At 49.9% G+C, this 23,336-nt stretch carries 23 protein-coding genes; 9 read left to right on the forward strand and 14 right to left on the reverse strand.

From position 1 onward, the window contains the following. Positions 1-11 precede the first annotated feature (11 nt). Positions 12-716 carry a tRNA (adenosine(37)-N6)-threonylcarbamoyltransferase complex dimerization subunit type 1 TsaB gene (tsaB, locus tag LN341_RS10280; RefSeq protein WP_234203229.1) on the reverse strand — a complete coding sequence of 235 codons (705 nt, stop codon included), beginning with the start codon at positions 714-716 and terminating at the stop codon, positions 12-14. Then, entirely contained in the window at positions 717-2,669 is a 1,953-nt protein-coding gene (locus LN341_RS10285) for an ATP-dependent DNA helicase (protein ID WP_234203230.1), read from the reverse strand. A gap of 189 nt (positions 2,670-2,858) precedes the next feature. Here LN341_RS10285 and purU point away from each other — a divergent pair, with 189 nt between their 5' ends. Beyond that, positions 2,859-3,692 carry a formyltetrahydrofolate deformylase gene (gene purU / locus LN341_RS10290; RefSeq protein ID WP_046222504.1) on the forward strand — a complete coding sequence of 278 codons (834 nt, stop codon included), beginning with the start codon at positions 2,859-2,861 and terminating at the stop codon, positions 3,690-3,692. 53 nt (positions 3,693-3,745) lie between these two features. Here purU and LN341_RS10295 read toward each other — a convergent pair whose 3' ends face one another. After that, positions 3,746-4,327: a VOC family protein gene (locus tag LN341_RS10295; protein WP_234203231.1), complete on the reverse strand. Its 582-nt coding sequence runs from the start codon at positions 4,325-4,327 to the stop codon at positions 3,746-3,748. A gap of 395 nt (positions 4,328-4,722) precedes the next feature. On the opposite strand from LN341_RS10295, the gene argS reads away from it, so the two are divergent. Together argS and LN341_RS10305 are read left to right on the forward strand one after the other, a co-directional pair. Continuing rightward, positions 4,723-6,453, forward strand: coding sequence for an arginine--tRNA ligase (gene argS / locus LN341_RS10300; protein ID WP_046222502.1), 1,731 nt, complete (start codon positions 4,723-4,725; stop codon positions 6,451-6,453). A gap of 129 nt (positions 6,454-6,582) precedes the next feature. Beyond that, positions 6,583-7,635, forward strand: a complete 1,053-nt coding sequence (locus tag LN341_RS10305) for a GGDEF domain-containing protein (RefSeq protein WP_234203232.1) — start codon at positions 6,583-6,585, stop codon at positions 7,633-7,635. 5 nt (positions 7,636-7,640) lie between these two features. Here the strand turns inward: LN341_RS10305 and LN341_RS10310 are convergent, their stop codons facing one another. Then, positions 7,641-8,240: a DUF924 family protein gene (locus LN341_RS10310; RefSeq protein ID WP_046222501.1), complete on the reverse strand. Its 600-nt coding sequence runs from the start codon at positions 8,238-8,240 to the stop codon at positions 7,641-7,643. A gap of 165 nt (positions 8,241-8,405) precedes the next feature. Here LN341_RS10310 and LN341_RS10315 point away from each other — a divergent pair, with 165 nt between their 5' ends. Then, the gene (locus LN341_RS10315; protein ID WP_234203233.1) at positions 8,406-8,834 is read left to right on the forward strand and encodes an HIT domain-containing protein; all 429 of its coding nucleotides are present in this window, start codon (positions 8,406-8,408) and stop codon (positions 8,832-8,834) included. A gap of 119 nt (positions 8,835-8,953) precedes the next feature. On the opposite strand, the gene mepM is transcribed toward LN341_RS10315, so the two are convergent. Further along, complete coding sequence (gene mepM / locus LN341_RS10320; RefSeq protein ID WP_046222499.1) at positions 8,954-10,315, reverse strand: murein DD-endopeptidase MepM; 1,362 nt, start codon at positions 10,313-10,315, stop codon at positions 8,954-8,956. A 6-nt stretch (positions 10,316-10,321) separates the two neighbouring features. Next, the gene (znuA, locus tag LN341_RS10325; RefSeq protein ID WP_234203234.1) at positions 10,322-11,245 is read right to left on the reverse strand and encodes a zinc ABC transporter substrate-binding protein ZnuA; all 924 of its coding nucleotides are present in this window, start codon (positions 11,243-11,245) and stop codon (positions 10,322-10,324) included. Between the two features lie 100 nt (positions 11,246-11,345). Between znuA and znuC the strand changes: the two genes are divergently transcribed. Beyond that, positions 11,346-12,113: a zinc ABC transporter ATP-binding protein ZnuC gene (gene znuC / locus LN341_RS10330; RefSeq protein WP_234205011.1), complete on the forward strand. Its 768-nt coding sequence runs from the start codon at positions 11,346-11,348 to the stop codon at positions 12,111-12,113. After that, entirely contained in the window at positions 12,106-12,891 is a 786-nt protein-coding gene (gene znuB, locus LN341_RS10335; RefSeq protein ID WP_234203235.1) for a zinc ABC transporter permease subunit ZnuB, read from the forward strand. The genes znuC and znuB overlap by 8 nt, the downstream gene beginning before the upstream one ends. Here znuB and LN341_RS10340 read toward each other — a convergent pair whose 3' ends face one another. Both LN341_RS10340 and LN341_RS10345 read right to left on the reverse strand, forming a co-directional pair. Next, complete coding sequence (locus tag LN341_RS10340; RefSeq protein ID WP_234203236.1) at positions 12,892-13,209, reverse strand: VF_A0006 family four-cysteine protein; 318 nt, start codon at positions 13,207-13,209, stop codon at positions 12,892-12,894. It abuts the gene before it with no gap. A 213-nt stretch (positions 13,210-13,422) separates the two neighbouring features. Continuing rightward, positions 13,423-14,127: a TfoX/Sxy family DNA transformation protein gene (locus LN341_RS10345; protein ID WP_327078761.1), complete on the reverse strand. Its 705-nt coding sequence runs from the start codon at positions 14,125-14,127 to the stop codon at positions 13,423-13,425. Between the two features lie 232 nt (positions 14,128-14,359). Here LN341_RS10345 and LN341_RS10350 point away from each other — a divergent pair, with 232 nt between their 5' ends. From LN341_RS10350 to LN341_RS10360, 3 genes are all read left to right on the forward strand, one after another. Beyond that, entirely contained in the window at positions 14,360-14,962 is a 603-nt protein-coding gene (locus tag LN341_RS10350) for an LON peptidase substrate-binding domain-containing protein (protein ID WP_046222495.1), read from the forward strand. 142 nt (positions 14,963-15,104) lie between these two features. Next, positions 15,105-15,980 (forward strand): HDOD domain-containing protein, encoded by an 876-nt coding sequence (locus LN341_RS10355; RefSeq protein WP_234203237.1) that lies wholly within the window; start codon positions 15,105-15,107, stop codon positions 15,978-15,980. A 209-nt stretch (positions 15,981-16,189) separates the two neighbouring features. Next, complete coding sequence (locus LN341_RS10360) at positions 16,190-17,089, forward strand: lysine exporter LysO family protein (protein ID WP_046222493.1); 900 nt, start codon at positions 16,190-16,192, stop codon at positions 17,087-17,089. A 106-nt stretch (positions 17,090-17,195) separates the two neighbouring features. Here LN341_RS10360 and ptsG read toward each other — a convergent pair whose 3' ends face one another. From ptsG to pabC, 6 genes are all read right to left on the reverse strand, one after another. Further along, positions 17,196-18,626 carry a PTS glucose transporter subunit IIBC gene (ptsG, locus tag LN341_RS10365; RefSeq protein ID WP_046218604.1) on the reverse strand — a complete coding sequence of 477 codons (1,431 nt, stop codon included), beginning with the start codon at positions 18,624-18,626 and terminating at the stop codon, positions 17,196-17,198. Positions 18,627-19,082: 456 nt separating this feature from the next. Continuing rightward, entirely contained in the window at positions 19,083-19,859 is a 777-nt protein-coding gene (locus LN341_RS10370; protein ID WP_234203238.1) for a TatD family hydrolase, read from the reverse strand. A 28-nt stretch (positions 19,860-19,887) separates the two neighbouring features. Continuing rightward, positions 19,888-20,850 carry a DNA polymerase III subunit delta' gene (holB, locus tag LN341_RS10375; protein ID WP_234203239.1) on the reverse strand — a complete coding sequence of 321 codons (963 nt, stop codon included), beginning with the start codon at positions 20,848-20,850 and terminating at the stop codon, positions 19,888-19,890. Next, the gene (gene tmk, locus LN341_RS10380) at positions 20,847-21,485 is read right to left on the reverse strand and encodes a dTMP kinase (protein ID WP_234203240.1); all 639 of its coding nucleotides are present in this window, start codon (positions 21,483-21,485) and stop codon (positions 20,847-20,849) included. Before tmk ends, holB begins: the two co-directional genes overlap by 4 nt. Further along, complete coding sequence (gene mltG / locus LN341_RS10385; RefSeq protein ID WP_234203241.1) at positions 21,486-22,496, reverse strand: endolytic transglycosylase MltG; 1,011 nt, start codon at positions 22,494-22,496, stop codon at positions 21,486-21,488. Continuing rightward, positions 22,490-23,314 (reverse strand): aminodeoxychorismate lyase, encoded by an 825-nt coding sequence (pabC, locus tag LN341_RS10390; protein ID WP_046218609.1) that lies wholly within the window; start codon positions 23,312-23,314, stop codon positions 22,490-22,492. The genes mltG and pabC overlap by 7 nt, the downstream gene beginning before the upstream one ends. Positions 23,315-23,336: the final 22 nt, after the last annotated feature.

Below are 23,336 nucleotides of genomic sequence, written 5' to 3' on the forward strand. Positions count from 1 at the left end.
GTGAATACCCATTATTCACGGCCGGGCAATTTTTTCCATGTCACTTCATCACGCAGATAGACAGGACTGGCATGTTCAGCATCGACGGCTTCACCACGCTGCAGAGCAAATTGAGCCAGCCATGCCATATCCTGGGCTTCAGGGTAAAGCACTGTACCGGCTTGCTTTTCGACAGCCAATGCCTGTAATTGTTCCTGATAGGTCTGCCAGCCAGTTCCTGCAGTAAACCAGCGAGCATCCGGTACAGAAATCAAGCGCTCTGATACGTGTTCCGGGTGCAGGACGGCTTCTTCACCCAGCACTTGCCAGTCGCCATCTTGCTGGCGCTGATATTGTCCCCAGTAAATTTCGCCCATGCGCGCATCAATGGCTGCCAGCGTATGACAGGCCTGGTGCAAACGATAGCTTCCCTGAGCCATGGCAGCCAGTGTCGACACACCAACCATAGGCAAGTCGGCACCAAATGCCAGTCCCTGCGCAATGCCAATACCAATCCGCACTCCGGTGAAGCTCCCCGGGCCACGGCCGAACGCCAGCGCATCAAGCTGGGTTAAACGCAAATCCGCTTCGGCGAGGACTTCATCAACCATAGGCAAAATTTTGGTGGTATGTTCACGCGGCGCAAATTCACAACGCGCAATTACTTCACTGCCCACTAAAAGCGCAACAGAACAATTTTCAGTCGCGGTATCAACCGCTAAAATCTTACTGCTCATTCAAGCCTCTGAATGCTGGCTGTCGGCTGCTTGCTGCTCTGCGTGCAGTCCAGACAGAAATTGTCCGACACCATCCACATCCCGCGTACGGGGAATCGGCGGCAGACTTCTTAAAAATACAGCGCCATACGGGCGCGTGACCAAACGATTGTCGCAGATCACCAGCACACCTTTGTCCTGCTGGTCTCGGATGAGCCGGCCGACTCCCTGCTTGAGGGTGATCACCGCATCCGGAATCTGCACCTGCGCGAAGGGGTCCCCGCCACGCAGACGACAATCTTCTATCCGCGCCTTCAATAACGGGTCATCCGGCGCGGTAAAGGGAAGTTTGTCGATAATAACACAGCTCAGCGCCTGCCCTCTAACATCAATCCCTTCCCAGAACGCACCTGTTGCAATAAGCAGCGCATTTCCCAATTCCAGATATTCTGAAAGCAGTTTTTGCTTACTGGTTTCGCCCTGAACCAGGACAGGCAAATCCAGACAGGCGCGAAAACCTTCAGCAAGATCCCGGACCATCTGGTGTGAGGTGCACAGGAAAAAGCACCGCCCCTGATTGGCTTCAATCACAGGGGCCATCAGCGTGACCAATTTAGCCGCCAGCCCATAACTGTTGGGTTCAGGCAAAAAACGCGGCACGCACAGTAACGCCTGCTGCTCATAATCAAACGGGCTGGTCAGCGACATCTGCTCTGCAGGCTGCAGCCCTAAGCGATGGCTGAAATGACTGAAATCTTCATCAACAGCCAGTGTTGCTGAGGTAAAGATCCAGGCACCTTTTTGTTTTTCTATCTGCTCATGAAACTTCTCTGCGACCGACAGCGGCGTAATATGCAACGTAAAATGACGGGGGGTGCATTCATACCAATAGGAATAACCGGTGATCGAGGTATCGCATAAGCGTGTCAGTCTGGCTTTGAGCAAAGTGGTTCGTTCAAACGCAGCGTCCAACAGCTCACTGCGACCCAGCGCCAGTTTGAGCACGTCATGTGCCAGATCCAGCGCATCGTTTAATCGTGTCAGTTCCCGCTGAATAGCCGGACTGTTCACCGCCTCACGCCAGTTGCCGCGAAAGCCGGGTTCGCCCATCACCAATCGCATATCGGATGCAGCCTGACTCAGTCGGTCTGCGGTTTTTTCCAACTGACGCATATCACGGGCTTCAGTGCGATAACCGATAGTAATGTCTTTTGCCAGATCCTGCACTTGCCGGCTCGACAGACTCTGGCCGAAATACTGACTGGCAATATCGGGGATCTGATGGGCTTCATCAAAAATAAACACATCGGCTTCCGGGATCAGCTCGCCAAAGCCTGTCTCTTTAATCGCCAGATCCGCCATGAACAAATGGTGATTCACCACCACCACATCCGCCTCCATGGCTTTTCGCCGCGCTTTCACCACAAAGCAGTCTTCAAAAGACGGGCACTCGCGACCCAGACAGTTATCGTTGGTCGAGGTAATTGTCGGGATCACCGGGCTGTCTTCGGCAATCGAATCACACTCGCTGATATCACCAGTTTTGGTCGCTGAAGACCAACTGCGAATCGTCACCAACTGACTCAGCATGCCCGGGTCGACAAATCCGCCATGGCTTTCGGTGATCTGACGGCTGAGCCGGTCGAGGCACAGATAATTGGAGCGCCCTTTCAGCAGCGCCACTTTGCCTGTATAGCCCAGCGCTTGCGTCATCAGGGGCAGATCCCGGTAGAAAAGTTGTTCCTGCAGGTTTTTCGAACCGGTACTGATAATGGTTTTGTGGCCTTTGATTAACGCTGGCACCAGATACGCAAAAGTTTTGCCTGTCCCGGTTCCCGCCTCAACCACCAGCTGCTGCTGGTGCTGAATTGCCCGCCCGACCGCTTCTGCCATATCAATCTGAGGCTGACGTGCCTGAAAACCAGGGATCGCCTTTTCAAGTGCACCGCCGGGTTGAAAGAATTTTGCAATCATGAGCGCCAATCTATTGGTTATTTATCCAGTATCTTCCATGATTATGCCAAGATTACCCCCGAACAGCCAGCGGCAGTTGTCTGGCATAATTATTGAGTCAGATCACAAAAACTTTTGACGTCGAAATCAAAGCCATGTAAATAATTAACAACATAACGAATACACATATGCACGCAACATAAGGACACCATGGAAAAGAAAACCCTGCTCACCGATTGCCCGGATGCCATGGGATTGATTTCTAAGATCACCAACATCTGTTACAAACATCAACTCAACATTATCCATAACAAAGAGTTTGTCGATCATCGCCATCGTCAGTTCTTTATGCGCACCGAGCTGGAAGGCGTGTTTAATGATGAAACCTTTCTGTTCGATCTGGATCGCGCCCTGCCCGAAGGCAGCCACCGCCGTCTGGTGAGCTCTGCTCGTAAGAAAGTCGTGATTATGGTGACCAAAGAGGCCCACTGTCTGGGGGATATTCTGGTCAAAGCCTATGACGGGACACTGGATATTGAGATTGCCGCTGTCGTTGGCAACTACGACAAACTGGCCGGCCTGGTTGAAAAGTTTGACATCCCTTTTCACCATGTCTGCCATGAAGGTTTAAGCCGTGAAGAGCATGAAGCCAAATTACTGGACTGTGTAAACCAGTATTCTCCCGATTATGTGGTGCTGGCAAAATACATGCGTATTCTGACCCCTGATTTTGTGGCCCAGTTTCCGCACCGGATTATCAATATTCATCACAGTTTCCTGCCGGCATTTATTGGCGCGAAACCTTACTTGCAAGCCTATGAGCGCGGGGTAAAAATCATTGGCGCCACGGCCCACTTCGTCACCAATGATCTGGATGAAGGGCCAATCATCACCCAGAACGTCATTCCGGTTGATCATAACTACAGCGCAGAAGACATGGCCCGTTCCGGCCGTGATGTCGAAAAATCTGTCCTGAGCAAGGCACTCAGCCTGGTCGTCGAAGATAAAGTGTTCGTTTACGGTAATCGTACCGTGGTGCTGTAAGCCTGTGGCGGAAAAGTGTTGATCGCTTCTCCGCCCTCGCTTTATGACTCAGATCAGCCTTCACTCTCGATCACGGCTTTCAGCGAACACGGATGCAGCTTAATGCATACGCCGTCTTTTTTAAACGCAAAGGTCGGGTTTGCCAGCCGCTCTTTCTCCCCGGCGGGGCAGCTCGCTTTCACCTCAATACCGGCCTGCTTCAGCTTGTCCCAGTCCAGTCCGGGAAAACGCGTCTCCAGTACCGCTTTGAATGCCGCTGTGGTTGATGCCTGACAAGGCACGACAAACTCAACATGCTCCCAGCCCTCAACCGGATATTGTTTGTCGCCCGGATAAGGCAGCTCCAGCGCTTCAATCTGCCATTGCCCCGCCTGCAAAGGCTGATCAAAACCAATCACCACAATCGGACGACCATTGATCACATTGGTTGACCACGCTTCACCGTAGGCCAGCCACGCCTGATGCAGTGCCGTCGCTAACGCCGTACTATTGACCCGCAGGGCAATGTGGTCGGCCTGGCAGGCAGAAAGATCCAGCCCCAGCTGTTCAGCAAGCCTTTCAATTTTTCCTATAAATTCAGGCAATTGTGCCAGCATTTGCTCCGGTTGAAGATTTGCCTGCTGTAAATCTTGCATGTAATTTATCCTCATTGTTCTCAGGCCGCCCATTATCCACAGAATCTTTGTCAGTAAAAGCCTTGAGCAACAAGCCTTCAGCCTGCCATCACCATGAGAAAAAATTCAGCTTCTATCGCCTTTTCACCTTGCCAACTGCCCTGTATTTATGGGTATTATTACAGCTAACTATTTTTAGTATCCATGCAGCCGCCTGTGCAGCCAGCAAGCTCCCGTCAGCACTACCCGGATGACCTTTTTCATAAAACATCAGACAGGGTTGTTTTCACCTTTTCTGGTGTATTGCTGACCACGCTTCCGACCGGTTCAGGTGTAAAAGCAAACTGCATAGTTTATTGAATACCCAAGACTTTTGCCTGCCTGTCAGGCTACAGACCGATTTAAAGGATAGACGTGTGAACATTCAAGCACTCATTAACGATAAAGTTTCCCAGGCGCTCGAAGCGGCCGGTGCTCCGGCAGGCAGCCCGGCAGCTGTTCGTCAGTCAGCCAAAGCACAGTTCGGTGATTATCAGGCCAACGGTGTCATGGGTGTGGCGAAAAAACTGGGAACGAACCCGCGCGAGTTTGCACAAAAAGTCATCGACCAACTCGATCTGGGCGATATCGCTGAGAAAGTCGAAATCGCAGGTCCTGGTTTCATTAATATCTTTCTGAATAAAACCTGGCTTGCCAAGCAAGCCGAAGAAGCACTGACTGATGCCCGCCTGGGTGTGGCGACGCAGGAAAAACAAAATATTGTGGTCGACTATTCGGCACCGAATGTCGCCAAAGAAATGCACGTGGGCCACCTGCGCTCCACCATCATCGGTGATGCAGTGGTTCGTACCCTGGAATTTCTCGGTCATAACGTGATTCGTGCCAACCACATCGGTGACTGGGGCACTCAGTTCGGTATGCTGATTGCCAATCTGGAACGTGTGCAGCAAGAGTCCGGCGAGATCTCAATGGAACTGGCCGATCTGGAAGCTTTCTACCGCGAGTCGAAAAAACTGTATGACGAAGATGAAGCTTTTGCAGAACGCGCCCGTAACTATGTGGTGAAACTGCAAAGTGGCGATCAGTACTGTGCAGATATGTGGAAGAAACTGGTCGATGTGACCATGGAGCAAAACCAGCACAACTACGATCGTCTGAATGTGTCCCTGACCCGTGACAACGTGATGGGTGAGTCCATGTACAACGACATGCTGGCAGGGATTGTCGCCGATCTGAAAGCGAAAGGGCTGGCTGTCGAAGATGATGGTGCTCAGGTTGTTTTCCTGGATGAGTTCAAAAACAAAGATGGTGAACCTATGGGGGTTATCATCCAGAAACGTGACGGCGGTTTCCTGTACACAACCACAGATATTGCCTGTGCGAAATACCGCTACGAGCATTTTAACGCCAACCGTGTACTTTATTTTATCGATTCACGCCAGCACCAGCATCTGATGCAGGCATGGACAATTGTCCGCAAAGCCGGTTACATCCCAGACGATGTGTCGCTGGAGCACCACGCTTTTGGCATGATGCTGGGTAAAGACGGCCGCCCGTTCAAAACACGGTCTGGCGGTACCGTTCGCCTGGCTGATCTGCTGGATGAAGCGGAATCACGCGCGAAGGTACTGATCGAAGAGAAGAACCCTGAGCTGGATACGGCTGAGAAAACCAAGATTGCATCGACCGTCGCCATGGCCGCGGTGAAGTATGCTGATCTGTCCAAACACCGCACCACAGATTACGTGTTCGACTGGGATAACATGCTGGCCTTCGAAGGCAATACAGCACCTTACATGCAATACGCGTATACCCGTGTTAGTTCTGTGTTTAAACGTGCAGGTCTGAGTGAAAGCGAGCTGACACACCCTGTTGTGATCACTGATGAAAAAGAGCAGGTCCTGCTGTCAAAACTGCTGCAATTTGAAGAAGCAGTTGAAACCGTGGCCCGTGAAGGTCATCCGCACGTCATGTGTAGCTACCTGTTTGAATTAGCAGGGAATTTCTCCAGCTTCTATGAAGCCTGCCCGATTCTCAATGCTGATGAGCCAGTCAAGCAAAGCCGCCTGAAGCTGGCGCTGCTGACAGCAAAAACCATCAAACAAGGCTTGGATCTCTTGGGTATTGAAACGCTGGAACGTATGTAATCTGGCAGAACATCACATTTATCTAATTAAGCAAAGCTAAACTTATATAGCCTTCTGGGGTATCCTTAGAAGGCTTTTTTGACACAAATTTTTGGGTACTGGCCTTTTTCTGTTACATGGAATGTTGCAATGAGCCTCAATGACTCACACGAAACTGACGACGGGATGACTGACGAATTTCTCACGTCAACTCAAACCTTGCGTAAAGCCATTCCACTGATGATCAAACATAAAGTCCCCACAACGCCGGTCAATTACGCCCTGTGGTACAGCTATACTTCGGATCAGAACCCTATTCTCACTCAGGCCATAGACCAGAGTTTAGCGCAGTACGGGCATTGCCCGCCCAGCCTGAGTGATTCACTTTACCGCACCCATCTGGCCCAGCATCCTGCCAGTGAGCAGGGACAGATAAGTCATAGCCTGCAAGCCATCATGGATGAGCTGTGTCACACGATGAGCGGATCTCAGAAAGAAACCCAGGCATTCCATCACGCGTTATCACGCACCTGTCAGCGGCTGAGCCAGAAGGCTGAGCAGGGTGTCAACGTGCACGAAGCCAATGACTTGGTACAAGAATTGCTGGATGAGTCCCGCCACATGCATCAATCCAGTACGCTGCTGAACCAGCAACTGGAAAACGCCAATCAAGAAATTGAAAATCTGAGAAAAGCTCTGAAAGACAGCCTCAAATGTGCCAACGAAGATCCCTTAACCGGGCTGCTCAACCGACGCGCCTTTCAGCAGGATCTCAGCAGTTGTATCCAGCACCACACACCTTTCAGTCTGGTCTTACTGGATATTGATAACTTTAAAACCTTCAATGATGACTTTGGCCATTTAATGGGCGATAAAGTCCTCTGCTCGGTTGCCCGTCATCTTCAGGTCTGGTGTGAACAAGGAATGCAGGCCTATCGATACGGTGGCGAAGAATTCGTGATTATCTTACCTGGCACCAACCTGCATCAAAGCAGAGACAAAGCTGAAAAACTACGCAAAACTCTCTCTGGCATTGCCGTGCAGGACAAGCAATCAGGAAACACAGTCAGCTCAATCACTGCATCATTTGGGATTGCAGAACACACAGGAAAAGAAAACGGTCTGGCTGTGCTGGCCAGAGCCGATAAGTATCTGCTTCAGGCAAAAAGCCTGGGGCGGAACCGGGTACTGCCTGTTTTATGATGCCTTTACTGTCCGTATCTTGGGGCATGATGAAGGTAGTTAATCTCATCCTGAGTCGATAATCTGCCGCAAACAGCATTACGATGCGGGAACCGGCCGAAGTCTTTAATCACCTGAAAATGACTGACAGCGTACTGATAAAACTCATCAAACTCTGCTTTATGCGCTTTCATGACCTCCTGACGTAACTGGTCGAAGCGAAAGACACTTTCTTCCTGATCTTCCAGTGCTTCTGAATGCTCTAACGGCAGATAAAAGAACACTCGCTCAATAGGTGTTAACGCACGATCAAAATTCTTCGCCAACCCACGCTTACAGATTGCCTGTGCCAAGGAATCATAACGAAAGGCCGCCGCCAAACCCCGATAGATATTACGACTGAACTGATCAAGCAGAATAATCAGCGCCAAGGTGCCTTTAGGGGTTTCTGTCCACGCATTCAGCTCCCCCTGACCAGCACGGCTGACCAGCCCCCGAAAACGTTCGGTGATCTCACGATCCACGGCGTCTCCGCCTTTAAACCACAAAGCCTGTTTATCCTGTTCGGTAACTTCCCCTTTCAGATTGCCAAACCAATAGGTAAGCACTTCCTCACACTCCGCCATGGTTTCCTCCTGACTGTGCCATAACTATGCCTCTGAGATAGTTAAGTCGCTTTCGTGCGTATACGTTCTAGTTTATCCTAGGGCGAGCCAGCAGAGTGCGATGGCTTTTTGTTGACGCCTGATAGCTGACTTGTGAAGCAGTTAATAGAAAGAAGGAATATTTCCATGAGTTTCACCCTTCATCCGAGACTAAGCGCGGATACTCAGTGGATTGGCGATTTACCACTTTGCCGTGTGTTGCTGTCTAAAGAAGCGATTGGTCCCTGGTTGATCCTGGTCCCCAGATATGACGCACTGCGTGAAATTCACCATTTGTCTGTCGCGGATCAACAGCAGTTGATGATGGAATCCTGCTCAACAGCGCAACTGCTTGAGACCTATTTCAGCCCAGATAAAATCAATATTGGCGCCTTAGGCAATTTAGTACCGCAGCTTCATGTCCATCATATCGCCCGATATACAACAGACATTGCCTGGCCAGGTCCCGTTTGGGGAAATACCGACGGCAGCCAGCGCGGTGAAGAAGAGCGACAAGCGCTGGTTGAAAGGCTGAAATTACTCTTTGGTCAGATAGACGGCTTTACGCCCGCATAGATAGCTCAGCTGACAAGTGAATACATCCACGTGAATGACACCGAGTGAAGCCCTCTCACTGCAGAACACTGTCGATTCAAAACAAAAAAACGCATCCATCGATGCGTTTTTTTTCGTTGTTATCCCGGCATCACCGCCAGCAGATTCTGCCGTTCCCGATTCGCCAGTTTTCGGTAATCGGTCCGGGTTTTATTCGGCACAGGTTCAGCCTGAGGCAGCGGCACCTTCATGGCATTGACGGCACGTCCGTATTTCAGTAACTCATAATGAAGATGCGGACCAGTGGAGCGCCCAGTGTTCCCGCTCAATGCGATTTTGTCCCCCATGCGGACTTTCTGACCCACTTTAACCAGTATCTTGCTCAAATGAAGATAGCGGGTTGAGTATTCCCGACCATGCTTGATCATCACGAAATTACCCGCCAAAGCATGTTTTTGCGCTTTGACGACCACGCCATCGCCCGTCGCTAGCACGGGTGTCCCGACAGGTGTGGCAAAATCAGTCCCGTTATGTGGCGAGACTCTGTGCGTAATGGGGTGCTTGCGATGGGGATCAAACGATGAACTGATTCGAAAACGTTTCTGGGTCGGATAGCGGTTCAGAGCCCGGTTCAGGCTGCGACCATCCTCATCATAGAACTCCCCGTCATCATAGCGCATGGCAAACAGTTCCTGATTCCGGTTCATATAGTACAGGGCTTTCACTTCACCCTGACCCACCGCTTTTCCATCAATGAACTCACGCTCAAGGGTAATTGCAAAACGATCACCCTTGCGGGCTTCTTTTCCTAAATCAAAACGCCACTGCAGCGCTTTAACCAGCGTCTGAATTTGCGTTGGTGACAGGCCGGCAGAGCGGGCCGACTGATAGAAACTGCCAGACACACGCCCGGTTAACCGTACCGGTTTAAATTCGCCGGTACGCTCCACTTCTTGATGCTTATAGCCTTTCGAAGTCAGTGTATAAGTATCCGTCAGTTTCGCACTGCGTTCGATCGACAGCTCGCCGATCCGCCCTTCTTCATCCAGTGACCAGCCAATATTTTGTCCGACACGTAAAAACTGAATCGATTTATCTGCCTCAATCAGTTTGTACATATCTGAAATCGGCAACGCATACTGAGTAAAGATTTCGCCTAAGGTTTCACCGGAAGACACTTTGTGGGAATGCGCAACATCAGTGGCCTGATCCAACTGTTGTTCCAGTTCATCTTTGGGAACCTGGAAGTCCGGGTCTTCCGGGTCAAGCACGACACCCAGCGGTTCACTGTTCTGCTCGGACAACGACAAGATCTCTTCTGAGATCAGCGGAACTTCGCGTCGTTGTTCGGCTTCGCTGCGCGAACCGTAGGAAGGAGAATGAACCACAGCAGGCTGCCACATCAGGGCAGCCGCGACGATAAGTGATGTTGAAGCAAGCGCAATTCGGTGTTGACGGGGAAGCTGATAAAACCGTCGGGCTGCAACCGTAAATATTTTCATTGTTATTTATTTAAGACATTCGGCAAAACTTCGTCCGAGTTCTTGCAGGAATCGAACATAACCTCCCTGGCCAGAAGCAATATCCGTTGCCATCGGATCCAGGGTTCCAATTTTGATGTCACTGCCATTTGTGACACTGTTAATGACCGCAGGTGAGAACTGCGGTTCCCTGAAAATGCACTGAACCTGTGATTTTTTTAGCGTATTGCGGATAGCGATCAAGGTTTTTGCGCCTGGGCGGCGATCCGGTGAAACCGTAAAGTGTCCCAGATTGTTTAAACCGAACGTTTCCTCAAAATAGCCATAGGCATCGTGAAAAACGTAGTATCCATTGTGACGCACCGGCTGGAGCTGCTCTTTCAGGTTTTGTACAGTTTCATGCACACTGGCAGTGAACCGGGACAGGTTAGCCTCATATTGCGCACGATTCAACGGATCCAATTCAATCAATGCAGCGCTGATCACTTTTGCAGCCTGAATTGCCTGATCCGGGCCCAGCCAAAGGTGCGGGTCAATGCCATCATGATGATGTTCGTGTCCTTCATGACTATCGTGGCTTTCATGACTTTCATGATCGTCATGGTCTTCATGACCTTCATAATCCCGGAACGAAATGGTCTCTTGTGACGTCAGTGAAAGCGCATTTTCCTGACCCGTTAGTATTTTAGTCAGAAAGGATTCCAGCTCCGGGCCGACCCAGACCACCAGATCCGCCGCTTTCAGCTTTTCCACATCAGATGGGCGTAATGCGTAATCATGAGGTGAGCTGCCTGCAGGCAACAGGGTTTCGCTCTGGCCTGCACCCTCGACCAGTTCCTGCACAATCAGATTCACCGGATGTACGGTGGCAACAACATGCAGATCCTTCGCTGAAACCGTCAAGGGTACCAGCACCATTGCCGCCAAATACCAAGCTTTAAAACGCAACATCTATCGACCCTAAAAATATTCAATGAAAAGAAGATTGATAATGTTATAATATAACACCAACCGATAGCAACGAGATTCACACCCATTTATGGCCAGTACAATGTCCACCAAGCCTTTGGTCGAGCTTCAAAATGTGACAGTTCATGCCTCAGGCCGTCACATCCTTGATCAGGTTTCACTCCAGCTTGAGCGGGGCCAAATCACAACCCTGATAGGTCCGAACGGCGCAGGCAAGTCCACACTGGTGAAAGTCATTACCGGTTTGCGCAAGCCCACATCTGGCCGAGTCGTTCGCGCGCCGGGGCTACGTATTGGTTACGTGCCGCAAAAACTGCAACTCAACGACACGCTGCCGCTGACCGTTGATCGTTTTATGGCTCTGGCCGGACGCTACAGTGCTCAGCAACGTCTGGATGCGCTGGCGCTGGCGAGCAGCGCGCATCTGATCCACAGTAATATGCACAGTCTGTCGGGTGGGGAAACGCAAAGAGTGCTTCTGTCTCGCGCACTTTTGCAAAACCCAGACTTGCTGGTACTTGATGAGCCGGTACAAGGCGTCGATGTCAATGGTCAGCTTGAACTCTACAGTTTAATTCAGTCACTCAGAGATAAACTGAACTGCGCGATAATGATGGTTTCTCATGATCTTCATCTGGTTATGGCTAAAACCGATCATGTCATCTGCCTGCAGCACCATGTCTGCTGTTCAGGTGAACCGGAGTCGATTACCTGCCACCCTTCTTATGTGGCGCTGTTTGGCACACAGCAAAGTGAGCAGCTTGCGCTGTATCACCATCATCACAATCACGAACACGATCTGGGCGGTAGCCTGGTTGGTCCATGCCAGCACGGAAAACACAATGCTTGAATTTATGCTCCCCGCCTTTGCCGCAGGCATTGGTATTGCTCTGTTAGCCGGGCCTCTGGGGTCCTTTGTGGTCTGGCGTAAAATGGCCTATTTCGGTGATACGCTGTCGCATGCCTCTTTGCTGGGCATCGCATTGGGCTTCTTATTGAATATCAACCTCAATCTGGCTTTAGTGATCTGCTGCCTGACCCTCGCGGTCATTCTGGTCAGTTTGCAAAAACAACGCTATATCGCGACGGACACATTATTGGGTATCCTCGCCCACAGTGCGCTGTCGTTAGGTTTAGTGGCCATCAGTTTTATGGATCATGTCCGTATCGATTTGATGGCCTATCTGTTTGGTGACTTACTGGCGGTGACAGCCAATGATCTCATCTGGATTTACGCAGGCGGCGCACTGGTCATGGCGGCTTTAATGACATTATGGCGTCCGCTGCTATCGATGACAGTCAACGAAGATCTGGCTCAGGTTGAAGGGGTGAATGTCGATTTGATGCGCTTATTGCTGATGTTAATGGTTGGCATGGTCATCGCGGTGGCCATGAAGTTTGTCGGCGCTCTGATTATCACCTCTTTGCTGATCATTCCGGCAGCCACTGCCCGTCGTTTTGCACAAAGCCCGGAAAGCATGGCAGTGATTGCGGCCATATTGGGCTGCATTGCTGTGGTACTCGGCCTGTTATTGTCATGGCACTATGACACGCCGGCAGGCCCGTCTGTGGTCGTCTCCGCCGCTTTGCTGTTTTTACTCAGCCAGACAAAGCGTTCAGAGGCCTGATCATCGTAAGAAAGAACGGTATCTGTCCTGGCAGGCCTGCTTGATACTTAATGTCGCTTCAAGCCTGCTTGATTTCGACATGAACTCGAGCAGGCACTGGTAATATTGTTTGTCTTTCTCCGTCAGCAAAATATTATCCAGGTAAAGTTCACGGCAGGCGTTGGTTAACCAGGTGATTGCCGCTGCTTCCTCAGCGGCAGAAACATACGTCAATATACAGTCGTTATACTGTTCGCGCTGTTCAGCAAAACCGGCAGCCCACACAGAACTGCAGCTTAGCCAGCAGGCCATGTATCCGGTCATGATCAGATCATTCATGTCTCACATCTTCACGGCAGTATCCGGTGCACCGGATTCTCTCTATTAAAGATAGATGATGCAGACAAGAATAAAGGCTCCGGCTGAACCAAAGCAGCATTGAATAAAATAAATCCGGGTGTGTGTAAATCACCCGGATTTATCTCTTGCGAAAGCCTGCCCCTTAGTCAGTGATGGCTAAGGTAGTAGCCAGCGCTTTTCTATGATTACCTGTCAGAGAAGATCACACGGATGCGTCTCCCCCCCGCGAGGCGGCTTGTAATGTTGCTTTTTCTGTTCAAGCTGCTGTAATAAAACATCTTTATGAGATTCATTCAGCAATGTCCAATGGCAACCCTGGATCGCACCTGCAAACATCCACAGCAATTTCTGATCCACATTCTTCCCCTGAGCCTGTTTTACCTGCAGATAGGCATCTACGGCGCCCATCTGCTGAAAAGCCTCAACATCATCAATACCGGCTTTCTTCATCATCCTTTCCAGGGTCAAACGCAAGTTCGGTAAATCCCGCAACCGTTTGTGACGCGATGCTCCTTTCACTATTTTTTCCTGCAATGCAATCGCGATTGAGTTTTCAATCAGCTCATTACATAAGGACAACCGGGATGAATACACGGGTGTTATGTCGTAATAATTCACGACGGCCACCGTACTGCGTTTCACATGCTTGAACTTGTGGCAGCCCAATTCGAGTAGTTGCTGATCCAGCAGCTCTCCTCCACGAATATAAAGCTTTTCATTCGACAGCAGAGCATACATGGCTCCCTGAACGAAGATACCTGTCCCGCCAAACATAGAACGCTGTTCATTCGGTACAAAGGTATCCAGGTAATTTATGAATGTTTCTTTTATAAGCGACACAACATAATTCCTAAATTTATTCTTCTTTGTCGATCTAAAACCAACGCCAACTATCATATGCAACGATGTCACACTGAAATTGCAAATTCCACATATGAAACAAAGTACAGATGAAAGTGAGATTCAGAGCAAATTATTAAGAAAAAATAAATGCAATTTCAGGTAATTAGAGTGCTATATCAATAAGGATGAACGGCGAATTCTGTGTCATTTTCCGCTGCTACAGATCGTTTTACACCGTGATAGCGACTAAGGTTAAGAGAGTAAAAGGAGAAAGGACTGAAGAAATATGCCTGATATTGCCCTGTTTCCTTCTGCAAGCCATGTGCTCCCTGAAGGCAAACTGGAAATTACCATTACAGAACATCGTTACCAGCGAATGCTGAAAGAGTCGATTGAAGGACAACGGGATTTTGCATTATGCATGCGAAGTGAGGAAGAGGAGAACGACGAAACCATTACCCGTATTCCCGCGATTGCAACCAAGGTTCGCGTGGTGGACTTTAACGCATTAGATAATGGTTTACTGAGCATTGTCGTTGAAGGTAAAACCAAAATACGAATTTTATCCGTCAGGCATGAGCGTGATCGCCTGCTGATTGCTGACTACCTGCCATTCAGAGCATGGCCGCCAACACCGTTGACAGCAAAACATCAGTGTCTGGTGGAGAAACTGAAGCTCTTTTTCGCCACGATGCCGGAGATCGGCGCCTTATACCCAATTAGTGAATTCGACGACTTAAGTTGGGTGTGTCAACGCTGGATTGAATCACTCCCGCTCGAAGTTCACTATAAACAGCTATTAATTGCTCAGGACTCGCCTGCCCTCACTGCACGTTTTTTACTCAAGCTACTCGATAATCACCAGTTATTTGATGATGATATCAACTAACTCTTACATTGTTCTCAAAAATCACCCGGCGTGGTGTACTCAACTCATCTGACCAAGATAAAATAAGCAAAATCTCATAGGTTAACGTTCCCTCATGCCGCATGTATCTTTTTTCTGGTTAAAACCTGAAAACGACAAAATTTTGACAGGCCTGCAATCAGAGTTTCACGCATTAGTGAAGGACGCGATCAAAGAAAATCGCCTGAAGCTGCCCCCTATTCCTGACGTCCTGACAGAACTGCAGACCTTATGTAACAGAGACGACTCTACCGTTCGGGATGCAGCCACCCTACTGCTGAACGATCCGGGTATGACTGCCACAGTGATCAAAACGTCCAATACCATGATGTTTAATCGCCGCAATATCGTCTGCCACGATATTCAAACCGCGGTCAGCCGGCTCGGCATTTTCCGTGTCAGAGACATCATCACCGCAAAAACAGTGTTAGATATCAAACTGAACAGCAGCTTTGATATTGAATGCAAATCTCTGTTATTAAATAGCGCCACCCGTTCCAGACAACTGGCGGGGTCGATGGCCTTAATTACTCAGAACCTGCTGCAATACCGTCCGGAGCTGAAAATTGAGCCGGAGAAAGCACTACTGGCCGGATTATTTGCCGACATCGGTTTATTCAGCCTGATACATGAATACCAGAACTACCTTGATAGCGGCAATTTTCTGGATATCAATTTTGCTAAATATGTCTTTGAACACTGCTGTAACCGCTCCAGCCTGGATATTCTGAAGCACTGGGGTTTCGACGAAGATTACCTTGAAGTTGCCTGTAATAAGCGTTTTTTTCCTGCTCACAAGAAAGAAGATGACATCACTTATCTCGATGTTGCCCGCATGGCAAACCATTTATTGCTGTTCAAAGACAATGATGATGCCATTGACGAACATGAGGTCGAACTGGATCTGGCGGGAGCAGAAGTTATGTTTACTCTGACCAATCTGCCTGATGAAGAATTGAACAGCCAAATCAACCACGTGCTGCTCAGCAGTGGTTTTTAATCTGTCCGTAAGTGATTTCCAGCCTGATCTCCTCCACTGAAGCGCTGTGGACACACAGCGCTCTATTGACCCTGTGTTCAGCAGCCTGATAAGCTTCTGATTTCATTCACAGCCCATTGACTAAAAGGCTCATCGTCAGGACTGCAGATACCATGCAGAATCCGAGCGTTTCTTTTCGCCAGCACAGGCACTGTATTGTAAGGATACTCATGTTTTCAGGGATGCTTTTTATTTTCCTGCCACTTATTGTTGGCTACCTCATACCGGTCAGAAAAGACTCAGTACTGCAGTTTATTCACACCCAGACATCACGCCTGGTCCTGGTGATTTTGTCACTGATGGGGCTGAGCTTAGCCGGCCTGGATAATCTGGGCGAAAATCTCAGTCAGATCCTGCTATACACAGTCACCTTCTTCGTTTGTATCAGCGCATGTAATCTGCTGGTGCTGCCATGGCTGGATAAACGCTATCCGCTAAAAACCGAGCATGGCCACCAACAACTCCCCAAGGCCAAAATGCTGCTGGAATCAGCCAAACTGATACTGGTCGTTGCCGCCGGACTCGTTGTGGGTCTGTTGCTGAATATGGATTTGAGCTGGGTTGACCAGGCAAGTGAAATCATTCTTTTATTGCTGCTGTTTTTAATCGGCATTCAACTGCGCAACAGTGGCATGACGCTGCGCCAGATCCTGCTCAACAAGCAAGGCATGTTGATCGCTTTAGTGATTATTGCGACCTCTTTGCCTGGCGGGCTACTCGCCGCTTGGCTCCTGGGTATTCCGCTCAATCACGGACTGGCAATGGCCTCCGGATTCGGCTGGTATTCGCTGGCAGGTATTTTGATGGGTGATGGTCTTGGACCGGTCTATGGTGGCGCCTCATTCTTGAATGAACTGCTGCGGGAGCTGGTTGCTTTAACCATGATACCCGCCGTGATTTCTCGCTTCCCCAACACAGCCATCGGCTATGCCGGTGCAACAGCCATGGACTTCACTTTACCGATTATCCAAAACTGCGGCGGGATTCGCTGTGTGCCGATTGCGATCGTCAGCGGTTTCATCCTCAGCCTGTTGGTGCCGGTACTGATGCTGTTTTTTCTGTCGCTTTAAACCAGCATCATCATCCAGCGCCATAGGCGTTGATTGAAGCGCGACAACAAAAAGCCTGGCACAGGCCAGGCTTTGATTCACATGAAAGGAAAAGCGTCACCGCAGATTATGCGTGATTGCGAATCCACTCATCCATTTCTGTACGCAAGTTGTCAGACTTCGTTCCGAAGATTGCCTGAACACCGCCAGAGACCACCACCACACCGGCGGCGCCAAGGCGCTTCAGTTTGTCCTGATCAACGATAGCGGTATCAGCCACGCTAACACGCAGACGTGTGATACAGGCATCCAGGTTCGTGATATTCGCTTTACCACCGAAGGCTTCAACCAGTTCGCCGGCCAGATCAGAGCCCGTTGCTGTGTCAACATCTGCCGTTTCATCTTCACGGCCCGGTGTTTTCAGGTTCAGGGCACGGATAACAAAAGTGAATACCACGTAGTAGAGTACGGCATAGCACAGACCCAGAATCACCAGAGTCCACACATTGTCCGCACGTGGCATCTGAACGATGAAGTCGATGAAACCGTTTGAGAAGGTATGGCCGTGGACAACGCCCAGTGCATTGGTCAGCACATAAGCCAGACCAGCCAGCAAAGCATGAATACCGTACAGGACTGGCGCGATGAACAGGAATGAGAACTCAATTGGTTCTGTAATACCGGTCAGGAAAGATGTCAGAGCAGCAGATGCCATGATACCCATCACCTTGGCGCGGTTTTCAGGTTTCGCACAGTGAGCAATCGCAAACGCTGCCGCTGGCAAACCGAACATCTTAAACAGATAACCACCTGCAAGCTGACCAAAGCCGTTACCTGCAGCACGGGAAGCATCATCCGCTGTCAGGAAGCAAGTCATGATACCACGGGCTGCTTCGCCGGAATTGGTCACACAAGAACCCGCTTCATAGAAGAATGGAACGTTCCAGATGTGGTGCAGACCAAATGGGATCAGAGAACGCTCAACGACGCCATAGATACCGAACGCCAGTACAGGGTTCTGGTTGGCTGCCCAGTCTGAGAATGTTGCAATCGCCGAACCAATTGGCGGCCAGATAAATGACAGCACAACACCCAGGGCAATTGACAGAAAACCTGTGATGATAGGCACTGCACGTTTGCCCGCGAAGAAACCCAGGTACTCTGGCAACTGGATCTTGAAGAAACGGTTGAACGCCCAGGCCGCAACACCACCAGCCAGGATACCACCCAGCACACCGGTCTCGATTTTATCGACACCCATGACATCGGCCATCACCTTCAGGGTGGCAACCATGATGCCATAACCGACAATCGCAGACAGACCGGCTACACCGTCGTTTTTCGTAAAGCCCAGTGCCACACCAACGGCAAACAGCAATGCCATCTGACCGAATACTGAGCCACCCGCCTGTTCCATCAGGTGAGATACCACTTCAGGCAACCAACTGAAGTTAGCCGCCCCCACACCTAACAGAATACCCGCTACCGGCAGAACCGATACAGGCAGCATCAGCGCCTTACCGACCTTCTGCAGGTTAGCAAAAAAGTTCTTAAACATATTGTGCTCCTGAGTGAGATGTTTGTTTTGTTTCAGCGGTTTCCAGCGACCTACCCCCGTAGTCATAATGCTAGCACCGCTCATTTTTATTGTTCGGCATAAGTATAAAATGCGGCGCTAAATATAACGTGACATCAATCAATATTGCCAACCGAACATGAAAGTAAGTTTCAGTTTGACGCATAGATCACAATTAACAATCAACTCAGAAAACACAAAAACATTCAAATAAAACCATTAAATACAACAAATTAGTATGGGAATTCAATGAATCACTGGGATGTAATTATATTTCACTTTTGTATCCCATGTTTCTTCATGTAACGAAACAAGACTTCATGAAATGATCGATAGAAGTTGAGAAAGATATGGATCAACAGAGAGGAATTAAAATAATCAGATAAAAAATAATATAATTATATAAAAAAAGGAGCCTTAGCTCCTTTTTTACCCGATTTAGCGTTTTGCCTGCGAAAAAAGTCGGAAAAAGTTTTCACTCGATACTCTGGCGACTTTGTCGGCAGACACTCCTTTCAGCAGACCGATATACTCTGCAACTTCTTTGACATAAGCCGGCTGATTTTCTTTGCCGCGATAAGGAACGGGCGCTAAGTAGGGCGAATCGGTTTCCACCAACAGTCGCTCCAAAGGCAAACGGCTCACCACATCTTTCAACTCAGCGGCTTTATTAAAGGTCACAATCCCAGAGATGGAAATATAAAAGCCCAGCTCAATCGCCGCTTCTGCCATTTCCAGACTTTCAGTAAAGCAATGGAGTACGCCACCACAACGCTCAGCGCCTTCTTCACGCAAAATACGAATGGTATCTTCACGCGCCATCCGGGTGTGAATGATCAGCGGCTTGTTCAGCTCAACCGCCAACCGGATATGCTGACGGAAAATATCCTGTTGCTGTTCGGCCAATTCAGGTTGGTAATGATAATCCAACCCGGTTTCACCAATCGCGACAACTTTGTCATCGCTGGCATATTGCCTCAGTTGGTCATAATCAAAACCAGCTTCAATATCAAGCGGATGCACCCCACAAGATGCGAACACATGATCAAAAGGAGCGATCATTTCCATCATGGCAGGAAAACTGTTCAGCGTGACACCAACAGAGAGAAAATACTCAACCCCCCGGGCCTGTGCTTTCGCCAATACGTCTGCAACATCAGTATGCAGACCGTCATAATTTAATTTATCAAGGTGACAATGAGAATCGACTAACACCTGGATATCCTCTCGCGTTTCAGTGTATTTATGCTGCGCTGATGAAGCCTGACAACCAGTCAGAGATCAACAGCTCATTATTCAGGCCGGGGTGGGTTTCCAGTTCCCGAATCAGGGCATTAAGCCCTTTGATCTGCGCCAGCAAAGTGGCCGAGCTCAGCTGCTCCGCCACCTGCCGAACCAAAGGTGCAGACTCACAATGCATCAAGTGCTGTTCGGCACCTTGCTGCATTTTGAGGCAATCAACCAGAAAATAACTCAGCCATTTCAGGCTCAAGTGACCATCCTTCATGCAGTTTTCAGCCACGCTGAACAGGCCATGATAGGGTGGAGACAGAAACTGATGAAAGCCTGCCAGCAAATTCTGATGACGGATATCCTGCCCCTGCTCAATAAACGCAAGAGCAGCCAGCGGCGCATTGCCATTCAGCCGTACCGCCTCGAGTTTGATTGACTGCATCAGTTTATTTTCCACCCAGCGCTTTACATCCTGCTCAGGTGGCAGGGGCAGACGCCACTTGTTACACCGGCTGTTCATTGTTGGAAGTAAGCGATCCAGCTCAGTGGCGGTTAAGATGAACTGGCAATTTTCCGGCGGCTCTTCCAGTGTTTTCAGCAGCGCATTCGCCGCGGCCTCGCCCATGTGCTCTGCTTGCTCAATCAGCACCACGCGCTTCCCCCCGAGCTGAGAGGTTTCCCATGCCCAGTGATGACACTGGCGAACCATATCAACACCGATAGCTTTACCATCCTGCGGGCTGATACTGTGACAATCCGGATGCGTCCCGGCATCAAACAGCTGGCAGCTGTGGCAGATCCCACAGGGTTCTTCAACGCCGTTCTGACAAAGCACAGTTTTTGCCAGCTGACGTATCAGTACATCCCCGGCGCACCCGGCAGGTGAAATCAACAGCATGGCGTGGTGCAAACGATCCTGGCTCAGAAGCTGCTGCCATTGCTGCCAGACCGTTGTCAGCCAGGGATAACTCATGCTGACTCCTGCTGTGTCAGCCAGGTATTCAACTGCTGGCGGATATCCGAGGTCACGGCTTCCAGCGATTGTGAGGCATCAATCATCACCACTTTGGGATTATTACGAGACAGTGCTAAAAAGCGCTCCCGGGTTCGCTCAAAGAAAGACAAGTCCATTTTTTCAATACGGTCCAGTGCCCCGCGTCCCCGAGCCCGCGACAGACCCAGTTCAGGGTCAATGTCCATGTAAATGGTCAGATCCGGTTCAAAATCGCCAAGCACCATGGTTTTAAGCTGAGACATCAGCTTTGCATCGAAACCTCTGCCGCCGCCCTGATAAGCCTGTGATGACATATCATGACGATCCCCGACGACCCACTGCCCGGCCTGCAGTGCAGGCTTAATGACATTTTCAACCAGCTGGCTGCGCGCCGCATAGAGTAACAGCAGCTCTGCCATATCAGTCAGCGGCTCTTCCGGGTGCCCTTCTTTCACCAGCGAGCGCATTTGCTCGGCCAGCGGCGTCCCGCCCGGCTCACGGGTCGACTGAATGTCGGTAATCCCCCGTGCCGCGAGTGTGTCGAGTACAGTGGCAATCGCAGTACTTTTACCCGCCCCTTCCAGGCCTTCGATGACGATAAATTTTCCGTTCATTTATTGTTTTAATATCTTTAGATAATGGCGAACAGCACGATTATGCTCGCTCAACGTTGTTGAAAAAGTATGACCCCCTTTTCCGTCCGCCACAAAATAGTAGTAGCCGGTCTGGGCTGGTTTCACGGCTGCATTCACCGAGGCCGCACTGGGCATAGCAATCGGCGTGGGCGGCAAGCCGTCAATGGTATAGGTGTTATAGGGGGTTGGGGTGCGCAAATCTTTTCTGCGAATATTGCCGTCAAATTGCTCCCCTAAACCGTAAATCACTGTCGGATCCGTCTGAAGACGCATCCCTTTATGCAGACGGTTCATAAAGACAGATGACACCTTAGCCCGCTCCTCATCGACCGCCGTTTCTTTCTCAATAATGGAGGCCATAATTAAGACTTCATAAGGGTTATTGAGCGGAATCGAATTGTCGCGGCTTTGCCATGCCGTATCCAGCAGCTCTGTCATATGCCGGTAAGCACGTTTCAGTAAGGCCAGATCGGAAGTACCCGCCGTATAGTGATAGGTTTCAGGTAATAAATACCCTTCCAGCTTGTCGACATCGGCACCAATTGCTTTGGCGATATCCTTCTCGGTCATCTGGAACGTGTCGTTCTTCAGCATCGGCGCATTTTTCAGCTCAGCCAGCCAATCTGAAAAACGGCCACCTTCCAGTAAAGTGATCGAAAACTGATGCTCTTTGCCCGAGGCCACTGTCTTTAAGATATCGCGCAGGGTCTGCGCCTGTTCTATTGAATACGTCCCTGCTTTGATTTGAGCCAATTGCGGTTCGATTCGTCCGATCCAGCGTGTCCAGGGCGAATCGGCAATCAGCCCCATTTGTGTTAACTGATACAGTAGTCCACGAAAGGTGGCGCCCTGTCTGACGGTCAGATATGGCTCAGTATTTTTTATCAGTGGCTGGTCAATACTTGCTCTTACCTGCAGATACGTCCAACCTGCACCGCCTGCCGCAATGGCCCCCAGCAGTACAAACACCAATGCCAGCTTCTTTAGCACGTGTACAACCTCTTCGTTATCGCTTTCAACGCACTGCGTTCAGTGTACGTTTTCGTTTGGATTCGCGTGACCGGCACCAGGGCCATCAACGCATTAGTAATAAAGACTTCATCCGCGCAAAGCAAGGTGTCGAGCGGGCTTTTGACAAACTCAAGACAATAGCCCAATGCGCTTGCCTGTTCACAGACATGTGCTCGCATTAAGCCATGCACGCCAGCCAGATCCAAAGCCGGCGTGTACAATGTGTTGCCACAACGCCAGAAAATATTGGAAGCACTGGTTTCCGCTACATGACCATTCGCATCCAGCACCACAGCATCCAACCAGCCATTCTCTTCAATTTCCTGCTTCAGTAACACCTGCTCCAGGCGGTTCAGGTGCTTTAAACCGGCTAACATGGGGGAAAGGCCGAGTCGCTGCTGGCAGACACCAAGCTCAACCCCTTCCTGTTGCCACCGCTTATAAAAGGATGGCCAGGCAAAGCCGGAAATCATGACCTGAGTCTGATGGCAACCGGCCGGGCTGTAACCTCTGCCTCCGACACCACGGCTGATAATTATTTTTACAACACCTTTCTCAGGATACCCCCAGGCAAGAGACATCACCTTCTCTGTTAAGGGCGACCAGTCCGGCGCGTCAATGCCCAGCCTTTTTAAAGTCGTTTGCAGGCGTTCAAGGTGCTGTGGCCAAAGTCTGGGTTTCCTGTGTTCAATGAGCACAGTGGTAAAACAACCATCACCGTACAAAAAAGCACGGTCATCCGCGGCAATCCTGTCTTGTTCCACATAGCCCTTTTCAGCGCTGCTGATCCACACCATTACGCCCACCATAAAAAAACGG

This window comes from Photobacterium sp. TLY01, from assembly GCF_021432065.1.
Taxonomy (GTDB): Bacteria; Pseudomonadota; Gammaproteobacteria; order Enterobacterales; family Vibrionaceae; genus Photobacterium; species Photobacterium halotolerans_A.